The 24089-nt window shown below is 63.0% G+C and carries 28 protein-coding genes; 14 read left to right on the top strand and 14 right to left on the bottom strand.

Annotated features, from left to right (window positions below):
• The first annotated feature begins 32 nt into the window (after positions 1-32).
• From ACVNHC_RS22725 to ACVNHC_RS22695, 7 genes are all read left to right on the top strand, one after another.
• Positions 33-368: a DUF736 domain-containing protein gene (locus tag ACVNHC_RS22725; RefSeq protein ID WP_122520966.1), complete on the top strand. Its 336-nt coding sequence runs from the start codon at positions 33-35 to the stop codon at positions 366-368.
• Between the two features lie 2 nt (positions 369-370).
• Entirely contained in the window at positions 371-1138 is a 768-nt protein-coding gene (locus ACVNHC_RS22720; protein WP_209004975.1) for a lytic transglycosylase domain-containing protein, read from the top strand.
• Between the two features lie 243 nt (positions 1139-1381).
• A complete protein-coding gene (locus tag ACVNHC_RS22715; RefSeq protein ID WP_457169653.1) occupies positions 1382-3148 on the top strand; it encodes a relaxase/mobilization nuclease domain-containing protein in 1767 nt (588 codons plus the stop codon).
• A 24-nt stretch (positions 3149-3172) separates the two neighbouring features.
• Complete coding sequence (locus ACVNHC_RS22710; protein ID WP_122520960.1) at positions 3173-5158, top strand: conjugal transfer protein TraG; 1986 nt, start codon at positions 3173-3175, stop codon at positions 5156-5158.
• 4 nt (positions 5159-5162) lie between these two features.
• The gene (locus ACVNHC_RS22705) at positions 5163-5591 is read left to right on the top strand and encodes a ribbon-helix-helix domain-containing protein (RefSeq protein WP_122520958.1); all 429 of its coding nucleotides are present in this window, start codon (positions 5163-5165) and stop codon (positions 5589-5591) included.
• Positions 5592-5753: 162 nt separating this feature from the next.
• On the top strand, positions 5754-6038 hold the full coding sequence (locus tag ACVNHC_RS22700) for an EF-hand domain-containing protein (protein ID WP_036749074.1): 285 nt from the start codon (positions 5754-5756) through the stop codon (positions 6036-6038).
• Positions 6031-6606 (top strand): hypothetical protein, encoded by a 576-nt coding sequence (locus ACVNHC_RS22695; protein ID WP_122520956.1) that lies wholly within the window; start codon positions 6031-6033, stop codon positions 6604-6606. The genes ACVNHC_RS22700 and ACVNHC_RS22695 overlap by 8 nt, the downstream gene beginning before the upstream one ends.
• A 152-nt stretch (positions 6607-6758) precedes the next feature.
• Here the strand turns inward: ACVNHC_RS22695 and ACVNHC_RS22690 are convergent, their stop codons facing one another.
• The 6 genes from ACVNHC_RS22690 to ACVNHC_RS22665 are packed head-to-tail and all read right to left on the bottom strand — an operon-like array spanning position 6759 to position 11135.
• Complete coding sequence (locus ACVNHC_RS22690) at positions 6759-7982, bottom strand: MFS transporter (protein ID WP_457169650.1); 1224 nt, start codon at positions 7980-7982, stop codon at positions 6759-6761.
• Positions 7982-8698: an arsenical resistance protein ArsH gene (gene arsH, locus ACVNHC_RS22685; protein ID WP_122520954.1), complete on the bottom strand. Its 717-nt coding sequence runs from the start codon at positions 8696-8698 to the stop codon at positions 7982-7984. The genes ACVNHC_RS22690 and arsH overlap by 1 nt, the downstream gene beginning before the upstream one ends.
• Positions 8676-9782, bottom strand: a complete 1107-nt coding sequence (gene arsB / locus ACVNHC_RS22680) for an ACR3 family arsenite efflux transporter (RefSeq protein ID WP_457169648.1) — start codon at positions 9780-9782, stop codon at positions 8676-8678. The genes arsH and arsB overlap by 23 nt, the downstream gene beginning before the upstream one ends.
• Before the next feature lie 27 nt (positions 9783-9809).
• A complete protein-coding gene (arsC, locus tag ACVNHC_RS22675) occupies positions 9810-10235 on the bottom strand; it encodes an arsenate reductase (glutaredoxin) (RefSeq protein ID WP_122520952.1) in 426 nt (141 codons plus the stop codon).
• 8 nt (positions 10236-10243) lie between these two features.
• The gene (locus ACVNHC_RS22670) at positions 10244-10783 is read right to left on the bottom strand and encodes an arsenate reductase ArsC (RefSeq protein ID WP_206110631.1); all 540 of its coding nucleotides are present in this window, start codon (positions 10781-10783) and stop codon (positions 10244-10246) included.
• On the bottom strand, positions 10776-11135 hold the full coding sequence (locus ACVNHC_RS22665; protein WP_122520949.1) for an ArsR/SmtB family transcription factor: 360 nt from the start codon (positions 11133-11135) through the stop codon (positions 10776-10778). Before ACVNHC_RS22665 ends, ACVNHC_RS22670 begins: the two co-directional genes overlap by 8 nt.
• Before the next feature lie 46 nt (positions 11136-11181).
• Between ACVNHC_RS22665 and ACVNHC_RS22660 the strand changes: the two genes are divergently transcribed.
• Entirely contained in the window at positions 11182-11502 is a 321-nt protein-coding gene (locus tag ACVNHC_RS22660) for a DUF6428 family protein (protein ID WP_206110630.1), read from the top strand.
• 283 nt (positions 11503-11785) lie between these two features.
• Here the strand turns inward: ACVNHC_RS22660 and lspA are convergent, their stop codons facing one another.
• The 6 genes from lspA to ACVNHC_RS22630 form a co-directional block, all read right to left on the bottom strand.
• Entirely contained in the window at positions 11786-12250 is a 465-nt protein-coding gene (gene lspA, locus ACVNHC_RS22655; RefSeq protein ID WP_122520947.1) for a signal peptidase II, read from the bottom strand.
• A 25-nt stretch (positions 12251-12275) separates the two neighbouring features.
• Positions 12276-13019 (bottom strand): cytochrome c biogenesis CcdA family protein, encoded by a 744-nt coding sequence (locus ACVNHC_RS22650; protein WP_012092647.1) that lies wholly within the window; start codon positions 13017-13019, stop codon positions 12276-12278.
• Complete coding sequence (locus ACVNHC_RS22645) at positions 13019-13639, bottom strand: SCO family protein (protein WP_122520945.1); 621 nt, start codon at positions 13637-13639, stop codon at positions 13019-13021. Before ACVNHC_RS22645 ends, ACVNHC_RS22650 begins: the two co-directional genes overlap by 1 nt.
• Positions 13636-14139 (bottom strand): copper chaperone PCu(A)C, encoded by a 504-nt coding sequence (locus ACVNHC_RS22640; RefSeq protein ID WP_122520943.1) that lies wholly within the window; start codon positions 14137-14139, stop codon positions 13636-13638. The genes ACVNHC_RS22645 and ACVNHC_RS22640 overlap by 4 nt, the downstream gene beginning before the upstream one ends.
• Positions 14132-14749 carry a cation transporter gene (locus ACVNHC_RS22635; protein ID WP_122520941.1) on the bottom strand — a complete coding sequence of 206 codons (618 nt, stop codon included), beginning with the start codon at positions 14747-14749 and terminating at the stop codon, positions 14132-14134. Before ACVNHC_RS22635 ends, ACVNHC_RS22640 begins: the two co-directional genes overlap by 8 nt.
• 66 nt (positions 14750-14815) lie before the next feature.
• Positions 14816-16948 (bottom strand): heavy metal translocating P-type ATPase, encoded by a 2133-nt coding sequence (locus ACVNHC_RS22630; protein ID WP_457169644.1) that lies wholly within the window; start codon positions 16946-16948, stop codon positions 14816-14818.
• Positions 16949-17014: 66 nt separating this feature from the next.
• On the opposite strand from ACVNHC_RS22630, the gene ACVNHC_RS22625 reads away from it, so the two are divergent.
• Positions 17015-17431 carry a MerR family transcriptional regulator gene (locus tag ACVNHC_RS22625; RefSeq protein ID WP_012092652.1) on the top strand — a complete coding sequence of 139 codons (417 nt, stop codon included), beginning with the start codon at positions 17015-17017 and terminating at the stop codon, positions 17429-17431.
• Between the two features lie 7 nt (positions 17432-17438).
• Here the strand turns inward: ACVNHC_RS22625 and ACVNHC_RS22620 are convergent, their stop codons facing one another.
• Positions 17439-18374, bottom strand: a complete 936-nt coding sequence (locus ACVNHC_RS22620) for a bile acid:sodium symporter family protein (RefSeq protein ID WP_122520937.1) — start codon at positions 18372-18374, stop codon at positions 17439-17441.
• 8 nt (positions 18375-18382) lie between these two features.
• A complete protein-coding gene (locus tag ACVNHC_RS22615; RefSeq protein ID WP_122520935.1) occupies positions 18383-18748 on the bottom strand; it encodes an ArsR/SmtB family transcription factor in 366 nt (121 codons plus the stop codon).
• Between the two features lie 428 nt (positions 18749-19176).
• Here ACVNHC_RS22615 and trbB point away from each other — a divergent pair, with 428 nt between their 5' ends.
• The 5 genes from trbB to trbJ are packed head-to-tail and all read left to right on the top strand — an operon-like array spanning position 19177 to position 24082.
• The gene (gene trbB / locus ACVNHC_RS22610; protein WP_122520933.1) at positions 19177-20175 is read left to right on the top strand and encodes a P-type conjugative transfer ATPase TrbB; all 999 of its coding nucleotides are present in this window, start codon (positions 19177-19179) and stop codon (positions 20173-20175) included.
• Positions 20172-20501: a TrbC/VirB2 family protein gene (locus ACVNHC_RS22605; protein WP_122520931.1), complete on the top strand. Its 330-nt coding sequence runs from the start codon at positions 20172-20174 to the stop codon at positions 20499-20501. The genes trbB and ACVNHC_RS22605 overlap by 4 nt, the downstream gene beginning before the upstream one ends.
• Positions 20501-20782 (top strand): VirB3 family type IV secretion system protein, encoded by a 282-nt coding sequence (locus ACVNHC_RS22600; RefSeq protein ID WP_122520929.1) that lies wholly within the window; start codon positions 20501-20503, stop codon positions 20780-20782. The genes ACVNHC_RS22605 and ACVNHC_RS22600 overlap by 1 nt, the downstream gene beginning before the upstream one ends.
• A 10-nt stretch (positions 20783-20792) precedes the next feature.
• Complete coding sequence (gene trbE, locus ACVNHC_RS22595; RefSeq protein ID WP_353392189.1) at positions 20793-23303, top strand: conjugal transfer protein TrbE; 2511 nt, start codon at positions 20793-20795, stop codon at positions 23301-23303.
• Positions 23300-24082, top strand: coding sequence for a P-type conjugative transfer protein TrbJ (trbJ, locus tag ACVNHC_RS22590; protein ID WP_122520925.1), 783 nt, complete (start codon positions 23300-23302; stop codon positions 24080-24082). Before trbE ends, trbJ begins: the two co-directional genes overlap by 4 nt.
• Positions 24083-24089: the final 7 nt, after the last annotated feature.

Raw genomic sequence — 24089 nt, 5'->3', positions numbered from 1 at the left:
GTCTTCTCCACCGCGTAGGAAAGGAACCTCCAATGGCACAGATCGGACAATTCACCCGCACCCCGTCCGGCTATTCCGGGCGTGTGCGCACGCTCGCGCTCGACGTCGAACTGACATTTGTTCCCACCGAGAACACGGATGCCGAGAAGGCTCCCGCCTATCGCATTCACCTCGGCGATGACGATGGGCCGGAAGTCGGCGCGGGCTGGAAACACTCCGGCGAACGCGCGGGCACGTTCATCTCCGTGCTCCTCGATGATCCCGTCTTCGAGCAGCCGATCCGCGCCCGCTTGTTCCAGTCGGACGAAGACGGCCGCGACTGGGGCCTGCATTGGACCCGTCAGAAGAAGCGCGACGAACAGGAATGATCATGCGCAATTCCTGTCCTCGCCCCGTCACCGGGAGATGCGGCGCCCGTCGCCGCATCCTCCTCCTCCTTCTTCTTTCCGGCCTGTTCATCCCGGCTGTCGCCACGCCGCCCGTTCTGGCGCAGACCATCGTGCCGGCGCGCGCGACCGCAGCGCATCCGCATGACACCCACATCGCCGAAGCGGCGCAGCGCTTCGGCATCCCGGTGACATGGATCGCCGCCGTGATGCGGGCCGAAAGCGCGGGCGATGTGCGCGCTTTATCCTCCGCCGGCGCGATGGGCCTGATGCAGGTCATGCCCGACACCTGGGCGGAGTTGCGCAACCACCATCGCCTCGGTCGCGACCCCTACGATCCGCGCGACAACATCCTCGCGGGCACGGCCTATCTGCGCGAGATGTGGGATCGCTACGGCAATGTGGCCGCGATGCTCGCGGCCTACAATGCCGGTCCCGGCCGCTACGACGAATACCGCCTGGCAGATCGTCCGCTGCCCGCCGAGACGCGCGCCTATGTCGCTTCGCTTGCGCCCATCCTGCTCGGCGAGCGGCCCTCGGGCGGCGCTTCTGCTGTCGCCCGGCCGCTCGACTGGCGCGAGGCGGGGATCTTCGTGGTCCGCGAAGATGATGCTTCCGCCGCCGATCCGGCGTTGCCCGATCCCGCGCCGGATGACATCCCTTCGTCCCTTCCGGCGACACCCGACGCCCTCACGGCCTTGCAGCCGGAGGGCCTCTTCGTCGCCCGCAATGCCGGTGGGGACCGGCCATGAGCGGCTCCGCGGTTTTTCGCACTGCATCGGGCTCCGGCGCATCATGGAGGGTGCGGGCGGTGGCGGCAGGCACCACGACCGAAGGATGGCGAGATAAAAGGCCGCACGGTGCGGCTGTGGCGGGCGGTTGTTTTTGTTCAGGTTTCCGGCGCGTTCCGCACCGTGCGGCGCTGGCGCGCACCGTGCGCTGCGCGCCCATCTTCCTGATTTTCCATGATGATTTGCACGGTGCGGGGCAACGCCATGTCAGATGACAGCGAGTTCCGCATCCGTCCTGGGCGCATCCGATCGACCCGCGCGCAGCAGGCCCGGCCGTTCATCGCCCAGGCTCTCGCTGCCGCCCAGAAGGCCGGCGGACGCGTCTCGCGCTCCGGCAAGATCACCTCGGGCAACCGCTCGCGCTTCGGGCGCGGTCAGCGCGCCAGCATCCAGGCCAACCGGCTTCTCACCGGACGTTCGCGCATCGTCGTCATCAAGACCCGCGTGGTTCGCCATACGGTGCGCTCGGCTCCGCTCGGCGCGCACCTCGATTACCTGCGCCGCGATGGCGTGACCCGTGCCGCGAACGAAGTGAGCAATGGGCAGCAGTACGAAAAGGCGCGGATGTTCGGCCCGGAAGGCGACGACATGGACGTACGTGCCTTCGCCGAGCGCTGCCAGGATGACCGGCATCATTTCCGCTTCATTGTCTCGCCCGAGGACGCGCCGGATATGGCCGACCTGAAAGCCCACACCCGCGAGGTGATGGGGCAGATGGAGAAGGATCTCGGCACAAAGCTCGACTGGGTGGCGGTCGATCACTGGAATACCGACAATCCCCACATCCATGTCATCCTGCGCGGCCGCGCCGACTACGGCCAGGACCTCGTGATTTCCCGCGACTACATCAAGGAGGGCATGCGCGCCCGTGCGCAGGATCTTGTCACGCAGGAACTCGGGCCCCGCACCGATCTGGAGCTCCACCGCAATCTGGAGCGGCAGGTCGAGGCGGAACGCTGGACGCAGCTCGACCGGCAGCTTGTGCGCGAAGCCGGCAGGTCCGGCATCATCGACCTTGCCCCGCTCGCCGACCGCAAGCCGGACGAGTTTCATGCGCTGAAGGTGGGGCGGCTGCGCACCCTCGAAATCCGCGGGCTGGCCGGACAGGTCGGGCACGCGCAATGGTTCATCAAGCCCGAAGCCGAGACCGTGCTGCGCGAGATGGGCGAGCGCGGCGACATCATCAAGCGTATGCACCGCGCCCTGACCGAACGCGGCATCGAGCGCGGCTCGGCGAGCTATGTCCTCGCCGGCGAAAGCCTCGACGTTCCCGTCATCGGCCGCCTGGTCGAGCGCGGCCTCGACGACGAACTGAAAGGCACGGCCTATGCCGTGGTCGACGGTGTTGACGGGCGCACCCACCACATCAAGCTGCCGCATCTCGACGCCGCCGGCGACAGCCCGCCCGGTTCCATCGTTGAACTGCGATCCTGGGAGGACCCGCAGGGGCAGCGCCGCGTCGCGCTCGCCGTCCGTGCCGATCTCGATCTTGGCGCACAGGTGGGCGCCACAGGCGCGACCTGGCTCGACCGGCAGGCCGTGGCGCGCGAACCCATCTCTCTTTCGGACAGCGGTTTCGGCGCCGAGGTCCGTCAGGCCCTGGACGAGCGCGCGGAGCATCTGATTGGCGAGGGCTTTGCCGAGCGGCAAGGCGGGCGTGTCGTCTTCGCGCGCCGGCTGCTCAGCACCTTGCGCCAACGCGAACTCGACAGTCTCGGCGAGAAGCTCGCGACCGAGACCGGCATGTCCCTCGAGCGCGCCGCCAGCGGCGAATATGTTGCCGGCTCTTATCGGCAGCGTTTCGCGCTCGCCTCCGGCCGCTTCGCCATGATCGACGACGGCCTCGGCTTCCAGCTCGTGCCCTGGTCGCCCTCTCTCGAAAAGCAGATCGGCCGCCACGTCTCCGGCGTCGCCCGCGACGATGGCGGCGTCGATTGGGAATTCGGGCGCAAGCGCGGTCTCGGTCTCTAGCCTCAATCGGAAAGGAACTACGCCATGTCCGCGACCAAGATTCTCTGGGGACAGATCACAGTGGTCTTCCTCATCATTCTCGCCACCACCTGGGGCGCGACGCAGTATGTCGCCTGGAGCCTCGGCTATCAGGCGCAGCTCGGGCCGTCCTGGTTCGTGCTGTTCGGCACCCCGATCTATTATCCGCCCGCGATCTTCTGGTGGTGGTATTTCTATGAAGCCTATGCGCCGCCGATCTTCGCCAAGGGCGGGATCATCGCGGCCTCGGGCGGCTTCATCGCCATCGCGGTCGCCATCGGCATGTCCGTCTGGCGGGCGCGCGAGGCGAAGAACGTCGCCACCTATGGCTCGGCGCGATGGGCCGGGAAAGGAGAGATCAAGGCGGCGGGCCTGCTCGATCCCGATGGGGTCGTCCTCGGCCGGTATGATCGCGAGTATCTGCGGCACGATGGCCCGGAGCATGTCCTGTGCTTTGCCCCGACACGTTCGGGCAAAGGCGTCGGCCTGGTCGTGCCCTCGCTCCTCACCTGGCCGGGCTCGGCCATCGTTCACGATATCAAGGGCGAGAACTGGCAACTCACCTCCGGCTTTCGTTCACGCCACGGCCGGGTGTTGCTCTTCGACCCGACCAACCCGAACTCCTCCGCCTACAATCCGCTGCTCGAGGTGCGCCGCGGCGAGTGGGAGGTGCGGGATGTCCAGAACATCGCCGACATCCTCGTCGATCCGGAAGGCAGTCTCGACAAGCGCAACCATTGGGAAAAGACCTCCCATAGCCTCCTCGTCGGCGCCATCCTGCATGTGCTTTATGCCGAACCCGACAAGACCCTGGCAGGTGTGGCCAAATTCCTGTCCGATCCGAAGCGCCCGGTGGATTCTACGTTGCGCGCCATGATGAAGACCGCGCATCTGGGCGAAGCAGGGCCGCATCCGGTCGTGGCCAGTGCGGCGCGGGAGTTGCGCAACAAGTCCGAGAACGAGCGGAGCGGCGTCCTGTCGACGGCGATGTCGTTCCTCGGCCTGTATCGCGATCCGGTCGTGGCCGAGGTCACGCGCCGCTCGGACTGGCGCATCAGGGACATTGTGGGAGACGATCAACCGACCACGCTTTATCTCGTCGTGCCGCCCTCCGACATCAACCGCACCAAGCCGCTGATGCGATTGCTGCTCAATCAGATCGGTCGCCGCCTGACCGAGGATCTGCAGGCGAATGCCGGCCGGCACCGCCTGTTGCTGATGCTCGACGAGTTTCCGGCGCTCGGCAGGCTCGATTTCTTCGAGACAGCGCTGGCTTTCATGGCAGGGTACGGCCTGAAATCGTTCCTGATCGCGCAGTCGTTGAACCAGATCGAGAAAGCCTATGGCCCGAACAACTCGATTCTCGACAACTGCCATGTCCGGGTCAGCTTCGCCACCAACGACGAGCGCACCGCGAAACGTGTTTCCGATGCCCTCGGCACCGCCACCGAGATGAAAGCCATGAAAAACTACGCCGGGCACCGGCTGTCGCCCTGGCTCGGGCATCTCATGGTCTCGCGCTCGGAAACGGCGCGCCAGTTGCTGACGCCGGGCGAAATCATGCAGCTTCCCCCACACGAGGAGATCGTCATGGTGGCGGGTATCCCCCCGATCCGGGCGACGAAGGCGCGCTACTACGAGGATGCCCGGTTTCGGGAGCGCGTACTGTCACCGCCTGAATTGAAAGGTCCCGAAGAAACGCGGCCTGACGACTGGACCACGCTTCCGATCCCGGCGCGACCGGAAGGCGCCACGGATCACGATGACCAGAGGACCGATGGCGAAGATCCGACTGAATCCGAACGCCGGTTGCAACCTGAACTCAGCCGCGTAAAGCCCGTGGAGAAGAAAAAGCCGATCGAGAACGAGTTCGAGATCGCGCTGCCCGATGACGTCGATGAAGACGCCGCCCAGAACCGGCGCATGGTTCGGCAGGTGCAGGGCATTGCCCGACAGGTTGCCATGGACCCGAACGACGGCATGGAGTTGTAGCGCCATGGCCAATCACCGGAAGAAGAAAAAACTCACCGTCTATCTGGACCCCGATGTCGAAAAAGCCCTGACCGAGTTTGCCGCGCGGCGGGATCGGTCGCAGTCGATGATCGGCGAGGCGGCCATCGCCTCCTTCCTGTCTCCCGACGATGCCGAACGTCGAGAGGCCATAATCGCCAAGCGCCTCGATCGACTCGATCGCCGCATGGACCGACTTGAACGAGACGTCGGCATCGCCGTCGAAAGCCTGGCGGTCTTCATCCGCTTCTGGATCAACACCACACCGGCCTTGCCTGAGCCGGCGGCAAAGGCCGCAAAGGCCAAATCGGCGGAGCGATACGAGGCGTTCATCACCGCGCTTGGCCGCCGCCTCGCACAGGGACCGAAGCTCCGGCAGGAGGTTTCGGAGGATATGGACGGATCAGAGAGTTGAATTCGGCCGCCTTAGTCGTTGACACGAGTTCCCGCTCCCGGTTGGCTGAGCAGTAACAAGGATCGGCCGGAAGCAGCCTTCGCGACTGTCGCGGTCTTTGGGATTTTCGCGAAATATCCTAAGGTGATGGCTGTATATTCACTCGACTTTGGAGGAACAGCCTTGAGACTTGCCATTGCCAGCCTGTTCGCCATCGGTCTCGCCGTCCCTGCCTTCGCCCAGACGGAACCACCCGCAGATTTTGACGAAGCCGCATGGCAGGCCGAATGGGACGCGGGCGACACGGATGGCGACGGCAAGCTGAGCCGGGAAGAGGCGAAAGCCGGGAATCCGAACATGACCGATGAAGTCTTCGACCAGATCGACACCGATGGCGACGGTTTCATCAGCCCCGCGGAAGACAAGGCCGCGCTCTTCGAAGCACGCGGCAAAACCACAAATGAATAGGGTATGGGCGGGGGCTTTTGGCGCAACGGTGTTTGTCGCGGCAGCATCCGTGGCAGGCGCGGAGACGCCCGACCCCGCAAGACCGGCCGGGTTGCCTGAGAACTATGTTCCTGAAATCCCCTCGCATGAGATGGAGCCGGACACCGGCCCGCTTTCGGCCGCCCTACAGGAGCGTTTCCGCGACCGTATCGCCGGTATCTTCATCGAGCGCGAGCCCGATTTCCATGTCGTCGTCAGGCTAACGGGAGACCGGGATGCGGGCACGCTTCAGTACCAATTGGGCGAAGATCGGGTGCGTGTCGAAGTCCTGACAGGCGCATCCCATACCGTCGATCAACTGGTCGCCGCGTTGGATGACCGCCAGATGATTACGCGCGTTCTTCCCGATGGCTACGGCGGATATGTCGATGAGCGCACCGGATATGTGGTTCTTACGGTTCTCCCCGGAACAGAGCTTGCCGGTGGCAGCGAAGCATCCCTTTCGGCTGCTTTGGGCGTGCCGATCCGCATCATCGAAGGGGAACCCGCTACAATCGGTCCAGCACCACAGCAGCGGGAAGAGCGGTAATCCATTGCGGCCCGGATTCCGGGCCGCGACGTGTCGCAAAAATCAGTCGCACAATTTTGACTTTCGCACGCGACATTTGCGACAGAAATTCCCCTGAAAATTCAACGTTGGCCTGACCTGCTACAAAAATCAGGGATCTTCGTGACGGCTTCTCAAAACTTATCGTTGCTTCCCGCTTCTCCTTTGATCGGCCCCCATAACAGCGCGACGAGGGCGAGATTGGCGATGGCGAGAGCTGCCAGCGCCACAAGAGTTTGATCGGTGCCCCCGACCGAAAGCAGGATCGCACCCACGGTTGGGCCGGCAGCTTGGGCGACGAGACTGGGCCGGGCAAGCCGCCCCATGATCGGCGCATAGCGGGAAGGTCCGAACAGGGCGAGCGGGAGCGCACCCTTGGCGATCGAGAAGATGCCATTGCCGGTCCCGTAGAGGATGAGCGACAGGCCGATGATGGGAAAACCTGCCGCGAGCATCGTCACCCCTGCCGCGCTCAGGACGGAGGCGGCCGCGAGCGTCCAGAAGGGATGATGCCTCCCCCCGCTCGCCATTTCGCCAATTCGGCCGGCGACTTGGGCCGGGCCTATCAGCGCGCCGAGGGCTACAGCTTCGCCCAGCGACAGCCCGCGTTGCTGCAACAGGGTCAGCAGATGCACCGATATGATGGTGACGCCCAATCCGGCCAGCACCACGATCGCCATCATGATCAGATAGGCCCGACGTTCATGGTCGCGCAGCTTGATCGCAGGAGCTTGGTCTTTGCCACCGATCGGCCTGGGCTTGCCGTTGCTCGGAAGGACCAGCAGCACGAGCGGCAGGCAGATCGCGAGATGAATGCCGGCATAGGCCATGCAGGCCCCGCGCCATCCAAGATGCTCCAGAAACAAGGCCGAGAGCGGCCAGCAGACCGTGCTTGCGAAGCCGCCCCACAAGGTCAGTGTAGTGATGGCGGATCGCGCGGAACGGCCATAATAGCCCCCGAGCGTGGCAAATGCCGCATCATAAAGGCCGGCCCCCATGCCGATACCGAGCACGATCCATCCGGCGACGAATACCCATAGGGACGGCGCAGCCGCAAGGACGACGAGACCCGCCGCCAGCAGCAGGCAAGCCAGAGCTAGGATGGGACGCCCGCCGTGCTGGCCAATGGCGTCACCCACGCGCGGGGAAACGACGCCGGCCGCGAGCAGGCCAATGGAGAGAGCGCCGACGATCCATGAAAGCGGCCAACCCGTATCGGCCGCGATCGGGGCGGCGAGAACGGCGAGCAGGTAATAGGAGCTGCCCCATGCAAATATCTGTACGATGCCGAGCGCGGAGATGACGGGCCACCTTCTTGGCCCAGATGACATACCTGTATGCGCCGGCAGGTTCGTCATCACCGGACGCGCTTGAGCGCCATGCGCTCGTCCAGCTTATCGGCCGTTTCCTTGCGTTCGCTGTAGCGATCGGTGAGGTAGGGAGCGACGTCGCGGGTCAGAAGCGTGAACTTCACCAGTTCCTCCATCACATCGACCACCCGGTCGTAATAGGATGAAGGCTTCATTCGACCCGCTTCGTCGAACTCCTGATATGCCTTGGCGACCGAGGACTGGTTGGGGATGGTGATCATCCGCATCCAGCGGCCGAGGACGCGAAGTTGGTTGACGGCGTTGAAACTCTGCGAGCCGCCGGAGACCTGCATTACCGCCAATGTTCGGCCTTGCGTTGGGCGAACTGCGCCGATCGCGAGCGGTATCCAGTCGATTTGCGCTTTGAGGATTCCGCTCATGGCACCGTGGCGTTCTGGGCTGGTCCAGACCTGCCCTTCTGACCATTGCGACAGTTTCCGAAGCTCCTGCACCTTCGGATGATCAACGGGCGCACCATCAGGCAGCGGCAGGCCGTGCGGATCGAACACACGGGTTTCCGCGCCGAAGTGGTTGAGGAGCCGTTCGGCTTCGAGCGTGAGCAGCTTGCTATAGGAGCGTTCACGCAACGAGCCGTAGAGCAGGAGAATGCGCGGCGGATGAGCAGAGGGCGTCGTTCGTAGGCGTTCAGCCGATGGGCTGTCGAGCACCGCGCGGACCACATTAGGAAGGTCGGAAACCGTCATGGCTTGGCCTCGGCCGGAACGGCAACGGGCGTCCCTTCTCGGGAAACCACTTCGCGCCGAGCCTGAGCGCGACATGGACAAGCAGGATCAGTGCGGGCACTTCCACGAGCGGGCCGATGACGGCGGCGAAGGCCACCGGCGATGCGAGACCGAATGCCGCGATGGCGACCGCGATGGCCAACTCGAAATTATTGCCGGCAGCGGTGAAGGCGATGGCCGTGGTGCGCGGATAATCCGCCTCGATCAGCCGGCCCATCGCGAAGCTGATGAGGAACTGGATGACGAAATAAAGCGCCAGGGGAATGGCTATGCGCAGGACATCGAGAGGCAGCGACACCACGTCCGCGCCCTTGAGGCTGAACATGGCGACAATGGTGAACAGCAGCGCGGCTAGCGTTATCGGGCTGATGCGCGGCAGAAATTCGTGCTCATACCAGCCCGCGCCTTTGCGAGCGATGAGGATGCGGCGCGTCAGGAACCCGGCGAGGAAGGGAATGCCGAGATAGATCAGCACCGCTTCGGTAATGGTCCAGAAGCTCACGTCTATGACGCTGCCCTCAAGGCCGAAGAGGGGCGGCAAGACGGAAAGGAAAAACCACGCATAGGTGGAGAAGAACAGAATCTGGAATATCGAGTTGAAGGCAACCAGACCGGCGACATATTGATTGTCGCCGCGCGCGAGTTGGTTCCAGACCAGCACCATAGCGATGCAGCGGGCGAGTCCGATCAGGATCAGTCCTGTCATGTATTCCGGGTGGTCGCGCAGGAAGATCACCGCCAGGGCGAACATCAATGTCGGGCCGATGATCCAGTTTTGCACCAGCGAGAGGATCAGCACCCGCTTGTCGGAAAAGACCCGGTGCAGTTCTTCGTAGCGGACCTTGGCGAGCGGCGGATACATCATCAGGATCAGGCCGATGGCGATCGGTATGTTGGTCGTGCCGACCGACATGGCGTTAAGAGCTTCCGGCAAGCCGGTGAATATCGTGCCAAGCACGACGCCGAGCGCCATCGCGGCGAAAATCCACACCGTCAGATAGCGGTCGAGGAAACCAAGGCGGGAAGCTGGCTTGAGGGAAGCCATCGGTATTCTCCAATCACAGGCTGAAAGTCAGGCGGAAGCGACGTGCCGTCCATGTTCGTCAATGATCCGCTCGCCGTCCTCTTTCACGAACTCGCCCCGTTGTGGGGGCAGCAGATCAAGAACGGCTTCGGACGGTCGGCAGAGCTTGACCCCTTTGGGGGTGACGACGAGGGGGCGATTGATGAGGATCGGGTGCGCCATCATGGCGTCGAGCAATGCGTCATCGCTCAATTCTGGATCGCCAAGGCCGAGGTCGGCATAGGGCGTTCCTTTCTCCCGCAAGATTGAGCGGACCGTCAGGCTGGCGCGCTCGATGAGTTGCACGAGCAGCGCCCGTGAGGGCGGGGTTTTCAGATATTCGATGATATGCGGTTCGACGCCGGAATTGCGGATCAGGCCGAGCGTATTGCGCGAGGTGCCGCAATCGGGATTGTGGTAGATAATGACATCCATGGATTGCCTCACGCCGCGCCAGAGCGGGGCCAGGTTGCCCCTTCGGATTGACCGATTTCGTTGAGCTTCACCTTGAGCGACGATTTATCGAGGCTGGCGACGGGCAAGGCCACGAAGACTGAAATCCGATTTTTCATGTAGCGAAACGCCGTGACAAAAGCGGCCATGCGCTGAATCTCGGTGCCCTCGACGGCGGCAGGGTCTTCGATACCCCAATGCGCGGTCATCGGCTGGCCCGGCCAGACCGGGCAGGCTTCGCCGGCCGCGTTGTCGCAAACGGTGAACACGAAATCCATTACCGGCCCGGAGAATTCTTCCCATCCTTTCGATCGGAAGCCTTCAGCCGGGTAGTCGTAGCTTTCGAGTACCTTCAGGGCGAGCGGGTTTACTTCGCCTTTGGGCTGGCTTCCAGCCGAGTAGGCCCGGAAGCGACCCGCACCATCCTTGTTCAAGATGCTTTCGGCGAGGATCGAGCGGGCGGAATTTCCGGTGCAAAGAAACAGCACGTTGAAGATTCTATCGGAGTGATTGGTCATAGGCTCAGGCATGGGTGACGCCTTTCGTCGGTTCGCAGCAGGACAGCGCGGCGACTGCCGGGTTGCACACGTCCGGGTGGCCTTGGCAGCAATCGCGCATGAGAAATTCGAGCAGGCCGGACAGCGCCGGATAGGAGGCGCTGTAGATGATCGAGCGCCCGTCGCGCCGCGACTCGATGAGGTCGGCTTGTTCAAGGTGGCTCAGGTGGAAGGACATGCGCGACGACGATGCGCCGTCCATCGCTTCCCCGATCGCGCCGGCCGGCATCCCTTCCGGCCCGGCCGTGACCAGCAAGCGCACGATGCGCAGGCGGGTTTCCTGCGAGAGCGCCGCGAACGCGGAGAGGGCTTGCTTTTCGTTCATGTATGCCTCAACATCTCAAGAGTAATTGAATCATGGATACACGGACATGAACGCTCACGCCAGCCCCTCAATTACAGAATTTCCTGATGATGCCTCGCTCGGGGCGATCCTCGATATATTGGAGGGCCATGCCGACAAGGCTCTTGTGCTCGCCTATGGCGACGGGCAGCAGGTGCAGGCCGGCTATCACATCACGGAGGTCAAGGCCGGTTCCTTCGTCACGCTCGATTGCGGCGGCAATCCCGATGCGTGGCGGGAGACGGTCTTGCAGGTCGAGGATATTCCCCCCGACCGAAGGCAGCATGCCGATGACCGTCGCCAAGTTCCGGTCAATCTTGGGAAAGGTCGGCAGCAGGGTCCAGCTTGACACGGACGTGCGGTTGACATGGGAGGTGAGCCGGCCCGGTAAGCCGATGCAGGTCTATGACGGGGCCGGAATCGAGATCGAGAAAGACCGGACGATTGTGCGTCTCAGCCCACGTTCCGCAATCTGCAAGCCGAGGCATCGCGCGCAGCAGACGAGAGCGTCTGCCTGCTGCGGCTGAGCCCGCCCGAGCCATTGCCATGTCGCACTACTTCTAAAGCCCGCTACGTTGCAGGTTCCGGGAATTTTGCGGCGATAGTTTCGGATAGCTGGCGAGGGCTTCTGTTCATGCAGCCTTTGTTTTGCCTCGTGCCAGAACGCTCTCCACCAGCAAAAGCCCGACCCCACAAACAATCGCCACGTCGGCAAGGTTGAAGGCGGGCCAATGATAGCTGCCAATGTAAAAATCCAGGAAATCCGTCACGGCACCCTGCCGGAGCCGGTCGAGCAGATTGCCGAGCGCCCCCCCAATCACGAGCCCGAGGGCGGATGCCGTCAGGCGGCTGTCGCTTCGATGGATCCAGATAAGGAGGCCGGCGACTATTGCGAGCGTGAACGCCATCAGGAGCCAAGCCGGCGCTTGGCCGAACAATCCGAAGCTCACGCCGGTATTGAAGCCGAGCACGAGATTAAAGAAGCCGGTGACGGGGATGACCTGAGGCGGGTTCATAACATGGTTCAGGACCCACCACTTCGTCGCCTGATCAAAGAAAAATCCGCCAAGGGCGAGGGGGAGGCCGAGTCTGAGCATGTCCAAATGTCCTTTAAACTCCGGCTTAGCCGATCCGACCGAGGGCCGGGAACGTCTGGAGCAGCCATATCGCAAAGCTGGTTAGATGGCCGGTGATCATGGCGATGCCCATCACCACCATCACCCCACCAGCGACGATTTTGAGCACCCGGCCAGTACGGCGCATCGACATCATCCGGGCCATGAACCCGCGCATGAACAAAGCGGCCAAGATGAAAGGGAGGCCAAGGCCGAGCGAGTAGACGGCGAGTAGCGTCGTTCCGCTTGCGACCGTGGCGTTGGCGGCGGACAGGGTCAGAATCGCGCCCAGCACTGGTCCGATGCAGGGAGTCCAGCCGAACGCGAAAGCGAGACCGAGGAGATAAGCCGCCCCGGCGCTTCCGCTGCCCGGATTGGCATGGAACCGCGCTTCACGATTGAGCCAGGGCATTGGTACGAGACCTGTCGTGAACAGACCGAAGAGGACGACGATCACGCCTCCGATCAGGTTCGCTTCGAAAAGATACATGCGCAGGAGCCGGCTCAACACGGTTGCGCTGGCCCCAAGGAGGACGAACACGGTCGTAAAGCCGAGCACGAAGCAGAGGCTGAGGCCGAGAGTTCGGCTTGCCGCCTTGAATTCGGCATCGGCCGCAGTGCCATCCGGGCTAATCGTGCGGCCTGCGACGTAGGAGATATAGCCCGGCACCAGCGGCAGAACGCAGGGCGACAGGAAGGATACGACGCCTGCGGCGAAAGCCGTCGCTATTCCGATACTGGAGAACTCCATCAGCCAATCTCGCCCGCCAGGCGGCGGAGCTTCTGCAATCGAATCTCACGCGGCTCGTGCATGTCGAGCGTGCCGACGAATTGGCTCTCGGCATCCATCAGGTAAACGCCGGCGGTATGATCCATTGTGTATTCGCCCCCTTCCAGAGGCACTTTTCGCGCATAGGCCGCAAAGGCCTTCACCACAGCGTCCGTTTCCTGTCGATTGCCCCGCAGTGCGAGGATGCGATTATCAAAGGCTGTCATGTACTGAGCAAGCAATTCTTGTGTGTCCCGTTCGGGATCGACGGTGAAGAACAGGACGTTGAACTGGTCGGCCACCGGCCCGAGCTCGTTCATGAGATCGCTCAATTCATAGAGCGTCGTCGGGCACACATCGGGACAATGGGTGAAGCCGAAGAAGGCGAGATAAGGCTTTCCGGCCAGCGCAGCATTGTCGATCGTCTCGCCTCGATGGGATGTGAGTTGGAACGGGCCGCCGATGGCTGCCGTGCCTGTCGAGGACGCGACCGTCACGGTTTGCTGTTGCCAAGGCTTGGATACGGACAGGCCGATGAAAAGCCCGCCGACAACGGCGACGGAGACCCATGCAACGAGTCGGAAAAGTTTGACGCCGCTCATTGGGCGGGCTCCCCGTGCCCGTCATGCTCGTTCGCAGATGCCGGACGAGCACCCATGTTCTGCACAGCGAACTCAACGTCGATGGCACCGGCCTGCTCGAACACAAGAGTCGCGCCAAACCGCTCCCCATCCTTCAAAGGGCGCGATGGCTTCAAGAACATGATGTGCATACCGCCAGGTTGAAGCTCGACGGTCTCGCCAGCTCCAATTTCGATGCCAATTTGCACTGGTCTCATGCTGGCAACCCCGTCGCTCACGGTCGACTCGTGGATCTCCACCCGGTCTGACAGGGGTGATGAGATCGAGATCAGGCGGTCGGCAATGTCGCCATCGTTCGTCAGCGTGAGATAGCCGCCGGCTACCGGCGTGACCGGCGGAGTCGCGCGTGACCACGGGTGATTGATGGTGATCGAACCAGCTTGGAAGTCGTGACCCACAGCAGGAGAGATCGACACTGCAAAGGCAAGGAAGGCGGCGGATAGGGCTCGCAAACTAGTCATGTTCCTTTTCTCCTTTTCCAGCTTCGCCGGCCTTCTCAAGGATTTCGAAGCCGCTTCTGACAACGACTACAACCACACCCAAGCCAATGATCAGATCCGGATAAGGCGAATTGAAAAGAATTACTGCAAGACCAGAAACAGCGATCGCCGAGTTCACCAGCATGTCGTTTGTCGTAAAAATCCATGAGGCTTGCAGATGCACGCCGCTTTCCCGATGAGATTTCAGGAACCACATACAGACCATATTCGTCAGGGCGCTCGCGATCGCCACGGCGATCATGACCGGCCCGATCGGATCGGAGCCAGTGAAGAAGCGTCGGCCGACCTCAAACAGAAGCAAACCGGCGAATAATATCAGCAGCATACCCGACAGCCGCGCAACGCGAACCTTCGCCACCAGTCCGCGCCCTACGACAAAAAGGCTGATGGCGTAGACACCTGCATCGCCAAGATTATCGAGCGCAGAGCCCATCAATCCTGTTGACTGAGCCCACCACCCTAATCCTCCCACAATGGCTGCTTGGGCAGTATTGATCGCAAGTACCCATGCGAGCGCCCATTGTTCGCTCTTCTCGGATGAATTGGCACTGCCCTGGGACTGATTACTCATAAATTACACCTCGGCTTTCTTGGCGAGAAGTGGAAGCCGCGACCTGCATGTGCGCACTGTTCAAGCTCATTTGTCGCGGGTGCCGCGCCAGGTCAGCAGGCGCAGCGCATTGGCCGTAACGAGGACCGTAGCGCCCGTATCGGCGAGGATCGCCATCCAGAGTGTGGTAATGCCGAATAAAGTGGTCACGAGGAAGACAGCCTTCAGACCAAGCGCTATTGCGATATTCAGCCAGATATTGCCGAGCGTCGCCTGCGACAATCCGATGAGATCAGCGATACCTGTCACCCGGTTTCTTAGCAGCGCGGCATCGGCGGTCTCCAGAGCAACGTCGGTGCCCGCACCCATGGCAACGCCAACGGAGGCAGCAGCGAGCGCCGGAGCGTCGTTGATACCGTCTCCCACCATGGCAATCGGTCCATCAGCCCTGAGGCGGCCGATCTCGGCGAGCTTGGCGTCGGGCAGAAGTTCGGCGCTCGCCTCAAGGCCAAGATGAGCCGCGATGGCGTCGGCCGTGCGCTTGTTGTCGCCCGTCAGCATCAGAGGGCGCACGCCGCGGTCTGTCAGCCGCTTCACACCTTCGATAGCGTCGTCGCGCGGCTCGTCGCGCAATGCGATCAATCCCTCGATGGTCTTGTCCTTCATAAGCACGACGACCGTCTTGCCCTGGCTCTCCAGCTCGGTGATCGTCTCAACGATGCCCTCTTCGAGGCCCGTTTGTTCGGCGGCGTGACGGGGAGACCCGACCGAAGCGAAGCCGTCCTTCAACCGCGCTGTGACCGCTTTGCCAGGTGTGGCAACGCCGCCCCCGAAGGTGGCGGGCAGTTCGAGCCCCCGCACCTTTGCCGCCTCCACGATTGCAATCCCGAGAGGATGGCTGGTGCTGCGCTCGACGGCCGCTGCGGTGGCAAGGACGGAGTTCTCATCACCGTTGATCGGCACAATGTCCGTCACTTGGGGATGGCCACGCGTCAGCGTTCCCGTCTTGTCGAAGGCAACGGTTACGACCTTGCCAAGTGTTTCCAGCGCCGCGCCGCCCTTGATCAACAGTCCCTGACGCGCACCGGCGGCAAGACCCGAGGCAATAGCCGCCGGTGTGGAAATCACGAGCGCGCAGGGACAAGCAATCAGCAACGTCGCGAGACCCCGATACACCCATGTCATCCAGTCACCGCCGAAGGCGAGCGGCGGCACGACAACAATCAGAGCCGCGACGACCATCGCGCCCGGCGTATACCAGCGGCTGAAACGGTCGATCATACGCGCCGTTGGGGCTTTTGATTCCTGGGCTTCCTCGACCATGTGGATAATGCGGGCGATGGTGTTGTCGGCCGCGACATGGCTGATCGCTACGCACAGCTCTCCATTGGCGTTGATGCTGCCGGCATAGACGTTTGCGCTGGCTTCTTTCAGCACGGGCACGGATTCGCCTGTCACGGGCGCCTCATCGACCTCAGATACACCGTCAATCACCGTGCCGTCAGACGGCACACGGTCCCCTGGCCGAACGACCACGACATCGCCGATGGCCAGATCTTCGGCGTCGATCTTCTCAACGGCACCATCACGTTCGCGGAATGCGACGCGGGGCACCAGATCGATCAGCGCCTCGATGCCAGCACGCGCACGGCCCGCCGCGACCGTTTCAAGCAATTCGCCCACTGCGAACAGGAAGATCACGACAGCAGCTTCTTCGGCCTCGCCAATGGCGACCGCGCCGAGTGCCGCGACCGTCATCAACGTCTCGATGGTGAAGGGTGAGCCTGACATCGCGCCGGCGACCGCCCGCCTCGCAAACGGGATGACGCTGATCAATGCAGCGCCTGAGTATAGCCATTGCTCCGATTCGGGCAGGACACGCGCGAGGGCGAAGGCAAGGATGAACAACGCGCCGGTAAGGAGCACAAGCCGACCCTTGTTGCCTTTCCACCATGCCTCTGTGATGCGTTTCCGAGGTGGGCTCGCCTTTGCCTCGGTCTGCTCGATCACTGGTGTGTAGCCGAGCGATCGGATCTTTTGCTCAATGGTGCCGAGGGCCGTACGGTCTTCATCGAGTTGCAATGCAAGCGTCTCGTTGGCGTAGCTGACATTGATGTCGCTAACGCCCGGCAAGCGTTGCATCGCCGTTTCAATTTTCAACGCGCAAGAGGCGCAGTCCATGCCTTCTACGCGCAGTCTGTAAGGGTTCGCTGCCGCCATGATGTCACCTCGACTTTCCCGATGTGACATTGTAGATAGACCCTGTAGTGACTATAGGGTCAAGAGATGAACGACAGAATTCTGATGATCGGCCAATTGGCTAGACGAACGGGGACCAAGGTCGAGACGATCCGGTTCTACGAGAAGAACGGTCTCCTGCCCGCACCCTCGCGTACCGATGGCAACTACCGTGCATATGAGCCGGGCCACCTCAACCGCCTCAGCTTCATCAGGCGTGCGCGCGAGCTTGGTTTCTCGCTCGATCAGATCAGGGAGTTTCTCAAGCTGGCCGACGATCGTTCGCAGTCCTGCGCGGCGATTGATGCGATCGCAAAGGAGCACCGGAAGGAAGTCGAGCGAAAAATCGAAGACCTAACTGCGCTCAAGTCGGAACTGGACAGGATGATAGACCAGTGTGGATGCGGGCTGGTCGCAGATTGTAGGATAATAGAGAGCCTGTCTCCGCTGCCAGCCAGAACCTAATGACTGCTCACCGCAGCGCCGGGCCTCTCGATGCCAAAATCTTTGCGGCGATCGGTGACGTAATCATCTGGATCACAGCGAAGAAGGCGGCAGGCACGGCGATTTCCGAGGGCAACCCGGACGCCGCTACGAACGCCGCCGCAATGGAGAACTCCTTTTTGCTCACCGTGAACAGGTAGGCGATCAGCTCTTGCCGGTCGGCCACAAAGACTTTTGCGATGGACCCGACCGCATAGCCGATCAGGTTCAGCGTGAGCGCGGCCAGCGCGATTAGGAGGGCGAACCAGCCATAGCCGAGGATTGTTTCGGCGTTTGGACCCACGACCGCCAGAAGCAGGAGCAGGTAGAGCACCGAACCAAGAGAGGGATAGAGGCCATCGTGTCGGCCGACCGCTTCCGGGTATCGCGTGCGTAGGTAGACCCCGATCACGGTCGGCAGCACCACGATCAGCACTAATTCCATGATGACCGCCCCGATGGGAACTTGCAGCTCGATTCCGGTGAGAAGCAGGAACAGGATCGGCACGATGAAGGGCGAAAGCACTGTGTTGACCGCATTGAGGACCGCCGCGAGGGCGACATTGCCGCGTGCGAGCAGGACCAGCAACGGAGCGGAAACGTCAGTCGGCAGAGTGCCGACAAGGGTTTGACCGGCGGCCAGCGGCCCAGAGCCGAAGAACAGCCGCCCGGTGAGCCATCCGGCGAGCGACATGGGACCATAGACGAGGCCAAGCGCCCAAAGCTGCCGGCTCGGCTTCCGGAAAACCAGCTTTACGGCATGAGCGTCAAAGGTCAGGCTGATGACTAGCATCAGCAGGGCCAAAAGCGGGCTTATGCCGCTTTCAAGGATGATTCCGACCGAAGGCACCAGCAGGCCGAGCGCGGCCGTCGCGACGGTCAGCAGCAGAAGGTTGTTTTCAACGAAAGCGAGGATTTTTTGCACGGCCAGTTCTAGTCGCAGCAGATCGGCCCGGTTGGGCGACCCTCGCATTTTGCGAATAGGGCAATCGCTTGATCGCAATATTTGCAGTGGCCCTCGCAGCAGTCGTGCATGAGAAAGGCGACGAGATCGGAGAGCGCCGGCCAGTTGGCGCTGTAGATGATCGACTTGCCATCTCGCCGCCCCTGCACGAGTCCGGCACGCTCCAGTTCCTTGAGATGGAAGGAGACGCGCGACGGCGGCGCATTATCGAGCGCGCCGGCGATGGCACCAGCGGCCATGCCGTCAGCGCCGGCGACGACCAACATGCGGATTATCCGCAAGCGGTCCTCGTGAGAGAGCGCGGCGAAGCCCGCGAGCGCGTCGTTTTCGTCCATATCATTTCAACGTTTCATGTTTTGTTGAAATTATTGCTTATAGATGGAGCGCGCACGCGTCAATCTCGCGCAATTCCTGAAACCCGCAATAGATCGGCTGCACCCGGAAAGTCGCGGCTTTTCGTTTCACAAGTCTTTATCGCAAGTGCTAAGCCACTTGCGACATGATTTCCGAGAGCGGACCACCTGGGGCGAACGCCGGCTCGGTCCCGGCGAGGCGGCCTGACGCCACGAGCCAGTCGAATCAGTCGAGAGCATGCCGGTGTGCCTGCGGATCATCCGACTGCTCAGACACACCGCCGTTCTCCTGTAATTTTATCCCACACTACTACGACGACCGAAACTTGTTGAAACGACCTGTTTTGTGTCTCTTTTAGTGATCCCCATCCGGGGATCGTCTCTCGCCTCCCCGGTGGAACGGGGACGAGATGGCAGGCATCAACCACAAACAGGCAAATGTGGACCGCGGCGCGCGCATGCTCCGGACAGCGCTCGGACCTGCCATCTCAACCTTGCTGCAAGACCCGTCTGTCGTCGAGGTCATGCTGAACCCCGACGGACGCATCTGGGTGGACCGGCTGTCCGAAGGGCTGGCCGATACAGGCGAGATACTGTCCGCCGCTGACGGCGAGCGCATCGTGCGGCTGGTCGCCCACCATGTCGGCGTCGAAGTCCATGCGCGCAGCCCGCGCGTCTCGGCCGAACTGCCCGAAACCGGCGAGCGCTTCGAGGGGTTGCTGCCGCCGGTCGTGTCCGCGCCCGCCTTCGCCATCCGCAAGCCCGCGGTCGCCGTATTCACCCTTGATGACTATGTGGCCGCCGGCATCATGTCCGCCGATCAGGCGGAAACGCTCCGCGCGGCCGTTTCTTCCCGCGCCAACATCCTCGTTGCAGGCGGCACCAGCACCGGCAAGACCACGCTGACCAATGCGCTGCTCGCCGAGGTAGCGAAGACGCAGGATCGTGTCGTCATCATCGAGGACACCCGCGAACTGCAATGCGCCGCGCCTAATCTGGTGGCGATGCGGACCAAGGATGGCATCGCCACTCTGTCGGAACTGGTGCGGTCTTCGCTGCGCCTGCGTCCGGATCGTATCCCCATCGGCGAGGTGCGCGGCGCCGAGGCGCTCGATCTCCTCAAAGCCTGGGGCACCGGGCATCCCGGCGGCATCGGCACCATCCATGCCGGTTCCGGCATCGGCGCGCTGCGCCGCCTCGAACAGCTCATCCAGGAAGCCGTCGTCACCGTCCCCCGCGCGATGATCGCGGAGACCATCAACCTCGTGGCCGTCCTCGCAGGTCGCGGGGCTGCGCGCCGCCTGGCCGAGCTTGCCCGCGTCGAAGGGATCGGGCCGGACGGCGACTACCGGATTTCCCCCGCTTTCTCAGAACCAGACACCGCTCACAACACTGGAGAACCTGCATGATCCGTCGTGCCTTCCGTATCCGCCACCATATCGCAACCGCATCGGCCTTCGCCTGGGTGAGCCTCACGACGTCCCCGGCCTGGGCCTCCGGCTCTTCCATGCCATGGGAGGCCCCGCTCGAGTCCATTCTGCAATCCGTCGAGGGCCCAGTGGCGAAGATCGTCGCGGTGATCATCATCATCGTCACCGGATTGACGCTGGCCTTTGGCGATACCGGCGGCGGATTTCGCCGTCTGATCCAGATCGTCTTCGGCATTTCCATCGCCTTCGCCGCCAGCTCCTTCTTCCTCAGTTTCTTCTCCTTCGGCGGCGGGGCGCTGGTCTGATGGCGGTGAGTTTTGAGGCGCTCGACACGGTGCGGGGCTTTTCCGTTCCGGTCCATCGCGCCCTGACCGAGCCGATCCTGCTCGGCGGGGCGCCGCGCTCCGTCGCGATCCTGAACGGTACGCTGGCCGGGGCCGTCGGCCTCGGTCTTCAGCTCTGGCTCGCCGGCATCCTGATCTGGGCGGTAGGCCATATCGCCGCCGTCTGGGCAGCCAAGCGCGATCCGCTCTTCGTCGAGGTCGCGCGCCGCCATCTGCGTATCCCCGGCCATCTCTCGGTGTGAGGCACGAGCCATGATGAACCTTGCAGAGTACCGCCGCACCGCATCCCGCCTCGCGGACTATCTACCTTGGGTCGCGCTGGTCGGGGAGGGGGTTGTCCTCAACAAGGACGGTTCGTTCCAGAGGACCGCCAAGTTTCGCGGTCCCGATCTCGACAGCGCCGTCGCGGCCGAGCTGGTCGCTGTGGCCGGACGGCTGAACAACGCCTTCCGCCGTCTCGGCTCGGGCTGGGCGATCTTTGTCGAGGCGCAGCGGTCGGAAGCCGCGACCTATCCCGCCAGCCAGTTCCCCGATCCGGCCTCCGCGCTGGTCGATGCCGAGCGGAAGGCCGATTTCGAGGAGGAAGGCAGCCACTTCGTCTCGGGCTACTTCCTGACCTTCCTGTGGCTCCCGCCCGCCGAGGATGCCGCCCGCTCCGAGTCCTGGCTCTACGAGGGCCGCGAAACCTCGGGCGTCAATCCCTGGGAACTGGTGCGCGGCTTTATCGACCGCACCGATCGCGTGTTGGCGCTGCTCGACGGCTTCATGCCGGAATGCCGCTGGCTCGATGACGCCGGGACGCTGACCTACCTGCACTCCACCATCTCGACCAATCGGCATCGTGTCTGCGTGCCGGAAACTCCGGTCTATCTCGATGCGCTGCTGGCCGATCAGCCGCTGACCGGCGGCCTGGAGCCGCGCCTGGGCAATCAACATCTCCGGGTGCTGACGATCACAGGCTTCCCGAGCACGACCACCCCCGGCCTGCTCGACGAGATGAACCGGCTGGCCTTTCCCTATCGCTGGTCCACCCGCGCCATCCTCATGGACAAGACCGACGCGACGCGGCTGCTGACGAAGATCAGGCGGCAATGGTTCGCGAAGCGCAAGAGCATTGCGGCGATCATCAAGGAGGTGATGACCAACGAGCAATCCGCGCTCGTGGACACCGATGCCGCGAACAAGGCGGCTGACGCGGACATGGCGTTGCAGGAACTCGGCGCCGACATGGCCGGCATGGCCTATGTCACGGCGACCGTCACGGTCTGGGACGAGGACGCCCGCGGCGCCGACGAAAAGCTGCGGCTGGTCGAGAAGATCATCCAGTCCCGCGACTTCAGTGTCATGGTCGAGACGGTCAATGCCGTCGACGCCTGGCTCGGCAGCTTGCCCGGACATGCCTATGCGAATGTTCGTCAGCCTCCGGTCTCGACGCTCAACCTTGCCCACATGGTTCCCTCAAGCGCCGTGTGGGCGGGGCCGGAACGGGACGATCACTTCAGCTCGCCCCCGCTGCTGTATGGCAGGACCGAAGGATCGACGCCGTTCCGGCTCTCCCTTCATGTCGGCGACGTGGGCCATACCCTCGTCGTCGGCCCGACCGGCGCGGGCAAGTCGGTGTTGCTGGCGCTGATGGCCTTGCAGTTCCGCCGCTATGCGGGATCGCAGGTTTTTGCCTTCGATTTTGGTGGCAGCATCCGCGCCTCCGCTCTGGCCATGGGCGGCGACTGGCACGATCTCGGCGGTGAACTGACCGATGCGACCGAGACCTCGGTTTCGCTGCAACCGCTGGCCCGCATCCACGAGACGGCCGAGCGGGCCTGGGCCGCCGACTGGATCGTCGCTATCCTGATGCGCGAGAACATCCAGATCACGCCCGAGGTGAAGGAACATCTCTGGACGGCGCTGACCTCGCTGGCTTCCGCCCCGGTCGGCGAACGCACCATCACCGGCCTTGCCGTGCTGCTTCAGTCCAATGACCTCAAGCAGGCGCTGCGCTCCTATTGTGTCGGCGGCCCCTATGGACGCCTTCTCGATGCCGAGGCCGAGCATCTCGGCTCAGCCGACGTGCAGGCGTTCGAGATCGAGGGCCTGGTCGGCACTGGCGCGGCGCCCGCTGTCCTGTCCTACCTGTTTCATCGCATCGGCGACCGGCTTGATGGCCGTCCGACGCTGCTCATCATCGACGAAGGCTGGCTCGCGCTGGACGACAAGGGGTTCGCGGATCAGTTGCGGGAATGGCTCAAGACCCTGCGCAAAAAAAACGCCTCCGTCATCTTCGCCACGCAGTCGCTGTCCGACATCGACAATTCCGCCATCGCCCCGGCCATCATCGAAAGCTGCCCGACGCGGCTCTTGCTGCCGAACGAGCGCGCCGTCGAGCCGCAGATCACGGAGATCTATCGCCGGTTCGGCTTGAACGACAGGCAGATTGAAATCTTGGCCCGGGCCACGCCCAAGCGGGATTACTACTGCCAGTCGCGGCGCGGCAATCGCCTGTTCGAGCTGGGCCTGTCCGAAGTCGGCCTCGCGCTCTGCGCCGCGTCCGCCAAATCCGATCAGGCACTCATTGCCGAAATCCTCACCGAGCATGGCCGTGACGGGTTCCTCGCCGCCTGGCTGCGGGCGCGCGATGTCGAATGGGCGGCCGATCTCATCCCCGACCTCAGCAATCTCGCGACCGAAAGCGAGGATCTGCCGTCCGTCATTTTCGATGACGACGCGTTCGAGTTCACCCTGGAAGAAGAGGAAATTACCCCATGACGCGCACAAAGACCCAGATTTCCCGCATGGCCAGCGCTTCGGCGCTCGCCCTTTCGCTCGCCGCGCCGCTGGCGCTCGCGCCGGTCTTCATCACCCCGGCCAATGCCTTCTTTGGCGGATTCGGCAGGATCGTCTATGATCCGACCAACCACGCGGAGAACCTGCTGACCGCCGCCCGTACGCTGGAGCAGATCAACAACCAGATCACCTCGCTTCAGAACGAGGCGCAGATGCTGATCAATCAGGCCCGCAATCTCGCGAGCCTGCCTCACAGCTCGCTTCAGGCGCTTCAGCAGAACGTCCAGCGGACCCAGCAGCTTCTCGGGCAGGCCCAGAACATTGCGTTCGACGTTCAGAACATCGACCAGATGTTCCAGCAGGACTATGGCAACCTGTCCCTCACAGCCACCGATCAGCAGCTCATAGCGAATGCTCGGTCCCGCTGGGAAAACACGGTCGGCGGCTTGCAGGACGCCATGCGGGTGCAGGCCGGCGTCGTCGGCAATATCGACAGCAACCGCGCCGAAATGTCTGCACTTGTCGGCCAGAGCCAGGGCGCGACCGGTGCGCTTCAGGCAACCCAGGCTGGCAACCAGCTTCTCGCCCTCCAGTCGCAGCAGCTTTCCGACCTGATCGCGGTGATCTCGGCCAATGGCCGGGCGGACGCCTTGACCGAGGCCGAACGCGCCACCGCAGCCGAACAGGGACGCATCCAGCGCGAGCGCTTCCTGACCCCGGGGTCCGGCTACCAGCCCGGCAACGCGCGAATGTTCAACTGAGCCGGGA

Source organism: Pannonibacter sp. Q-1, from assembly GCF_054073275.1.
This window is presented reverse-complemented; position numbering and strand designations above follow the sequence as displayed.

Bases quoted from the DNA above. Each gene is read 5' to 3' on its own strand.
- ACVNHC_RS22630 (WP_457169644.1), bottom strand. From the start codon at position 16,948: ATGGCGGCAGCGAACCCTTACAGACTGCGCGTAGAAGGCATGGACTGC.
- ACVNHC_RS22690 (WP_457169650.1), bottom strand. From the start codon at position 7,982: ATGACGAACCTGCCGGCGCATACAGGTATGTCATCTGGGCCAAGAAGG.
- ACVNHC_RS22615 (WP_122520935.1), bottom strand. From the start codon at position 18,748: ATGGACGAAAACGACGCGCTCGCGGGCTTCGCCGCGCTCTCTCACGAG.
- ACVNHC_RS22605 (WP_122520931.1), top strand. From the start codon at position 20,172: ATGATCCGTCGTGCCTTCCGTATCCGCCACCATATCGCAACCGCATCG.
- trbB (WP_122520933.1), top strand. From the start codon at position 19,177: ATGGCAGGCATCAACCACAAACAGGCAAATGTGGACCGCGGCGCGCGC.
- ACVNHC_RS22710 (WP_122520960.1), top strand. From the start codon at position 3,173: ATGTCCGCGACCAAGATTCTCTGGGGACAGATCACAGTGGTCTTCCTC.
- lspA (WP_122520947.1), bottom strand. From the start codon at position 12,250: ATGCTCAGACTCGGCCTCCCCCTCGCCCTTGGCGGATTTTTCTTTGAT.
- ACVNHC_RS22715 (WP_457169653.1), top strand. From the start codon at position 1,382: ATGTCAGATGACAGCGAGTTCCGCATCCGTCCTGGGCGCATCCGATCG.
- ACVNHC_RS22725 (WP_122520966.1), top strand. From the start codon at position 33: ATGGCACAGATCGGACAATTCACCCGCACCCCGTCCGGCTATTCCGGG.
- ACVNHC_RS22670 (WP_206110631.1), bottom strand. From the start codon at position 10,783: ATGCCTGAGCCTATGACCAATCACTCCGATAGAATCTTCAACGTGCTG.
- ACVNHC_RS22660 (WP_206110630.1), top strand. From the start codon at position 11,182: ATGAACGCTCACGCCAGCCCCTCAATTACAGAATTTCCTGATGATGCC.
- ACVNHC_RS22705 (WP_122520958.1), top strand. From the start codon at position 5,163: ATGGCCAATCACCGGAAGAAGAAAAAACTCACCGTCTATCTGGACCCC.
- arsB (WP_457169648.1), bottom strand. From the start codon at position 9,782: ATGGCTTCCCTCAAGCCAGCTTCCCGCCTTGGTTTCCTCGACCGCTAT.
- ACVNHC_RS22695 (WP_122520956.1), top strand. From the start codon at position 6,031: ATGAATAGGGTATGGGCGGGGGCTTTTGGCGCAACGGTGTTTGTCGCG.
- arsH (WP_122520954.1), bottom strand. From the start codon at position 8,698: ATGACGGTTTCCGACCTTCCTAATGTGGTCCGCGCGGTGCTCGACAGC.
- ACVNHC_RS22650 (WP_012092647.1), bottom strand. From the start codon at position 13,019: ATGGAGTTCTCCAGTATCGGAATAGCGACGGCTTTCGCCGCAGGCGTC.
- trbE (WP_353392189.1), top strand. From the start codon at position 20,793: ATGATGAACCTTGCAGAGTACCGCCGCACCGCATCCCGCCTCGCGGAC.
- ACVNHC_RS22600 (WP_122520929.1), top strand. From the start codon at position 20,501: ATGGCGGTGAGTTTTGAGGCGCTCGACACGGTGCGGGGCTTTTCCGTT.
- ACVNHC_RS22640 (WP_122520943.1), bottom strand. From the start codon at position 14,139: ATGACTAGTTTGCGAGCCCTATCCGCCGCCTTCCTTGCCTTTGCAGTG.
- ACVNHC_RS22665 (WP_122520949.1), bottom strand. From the start codon at position 11,135: ATGAACGAAAAGCAAGCCCTCTCCGCGTTCGCGGCGCTCTCGCAGGAA.
- ACVNHC_RS22645 (WP_122520945.1), bottom strand. From the start codon at position 13,639: ATGAGCGGCGTCAAACTTTTCCGACTCGTTGCATGGGTCTCCGTCGCC.
- ACVNHC_RS22625 (WP_012092652.1), top strand. From the start codon at position 17,015: ATGAACGACAGAATTCTGATGATCGGCCAATTGGCTAGACGAACGGGG.
- ACVNHC_RS22635 (WP_122520941.1), bottom strand. From the start codon at position 14,749: ATGAGTAATCAGTCCCAGGGCAGTGCCAATTCATCCGAGAAGAGCGAA.
- arsC (WP_122520952.1), bottom strand. From the start codon at position 10,235: ATGGATGTCATTATCTACCACAATCCCGATTGCGGCACCTCGCGCAAT.
- trbJ (WP_122520925.1), top strand. From the start codon at position 23,300: ATGACGCGCACAAAGACCCAGATTTCCCGCATGGCCAGCGCTTCGGCG.
- ACVNHC_RS22720 (WP_209004975.1), top strand. From the start codon at position 371: ATGCGCAATTCCTGTCCTCGCCCCGTCACCGGGAGATGCGGCGCCCGT.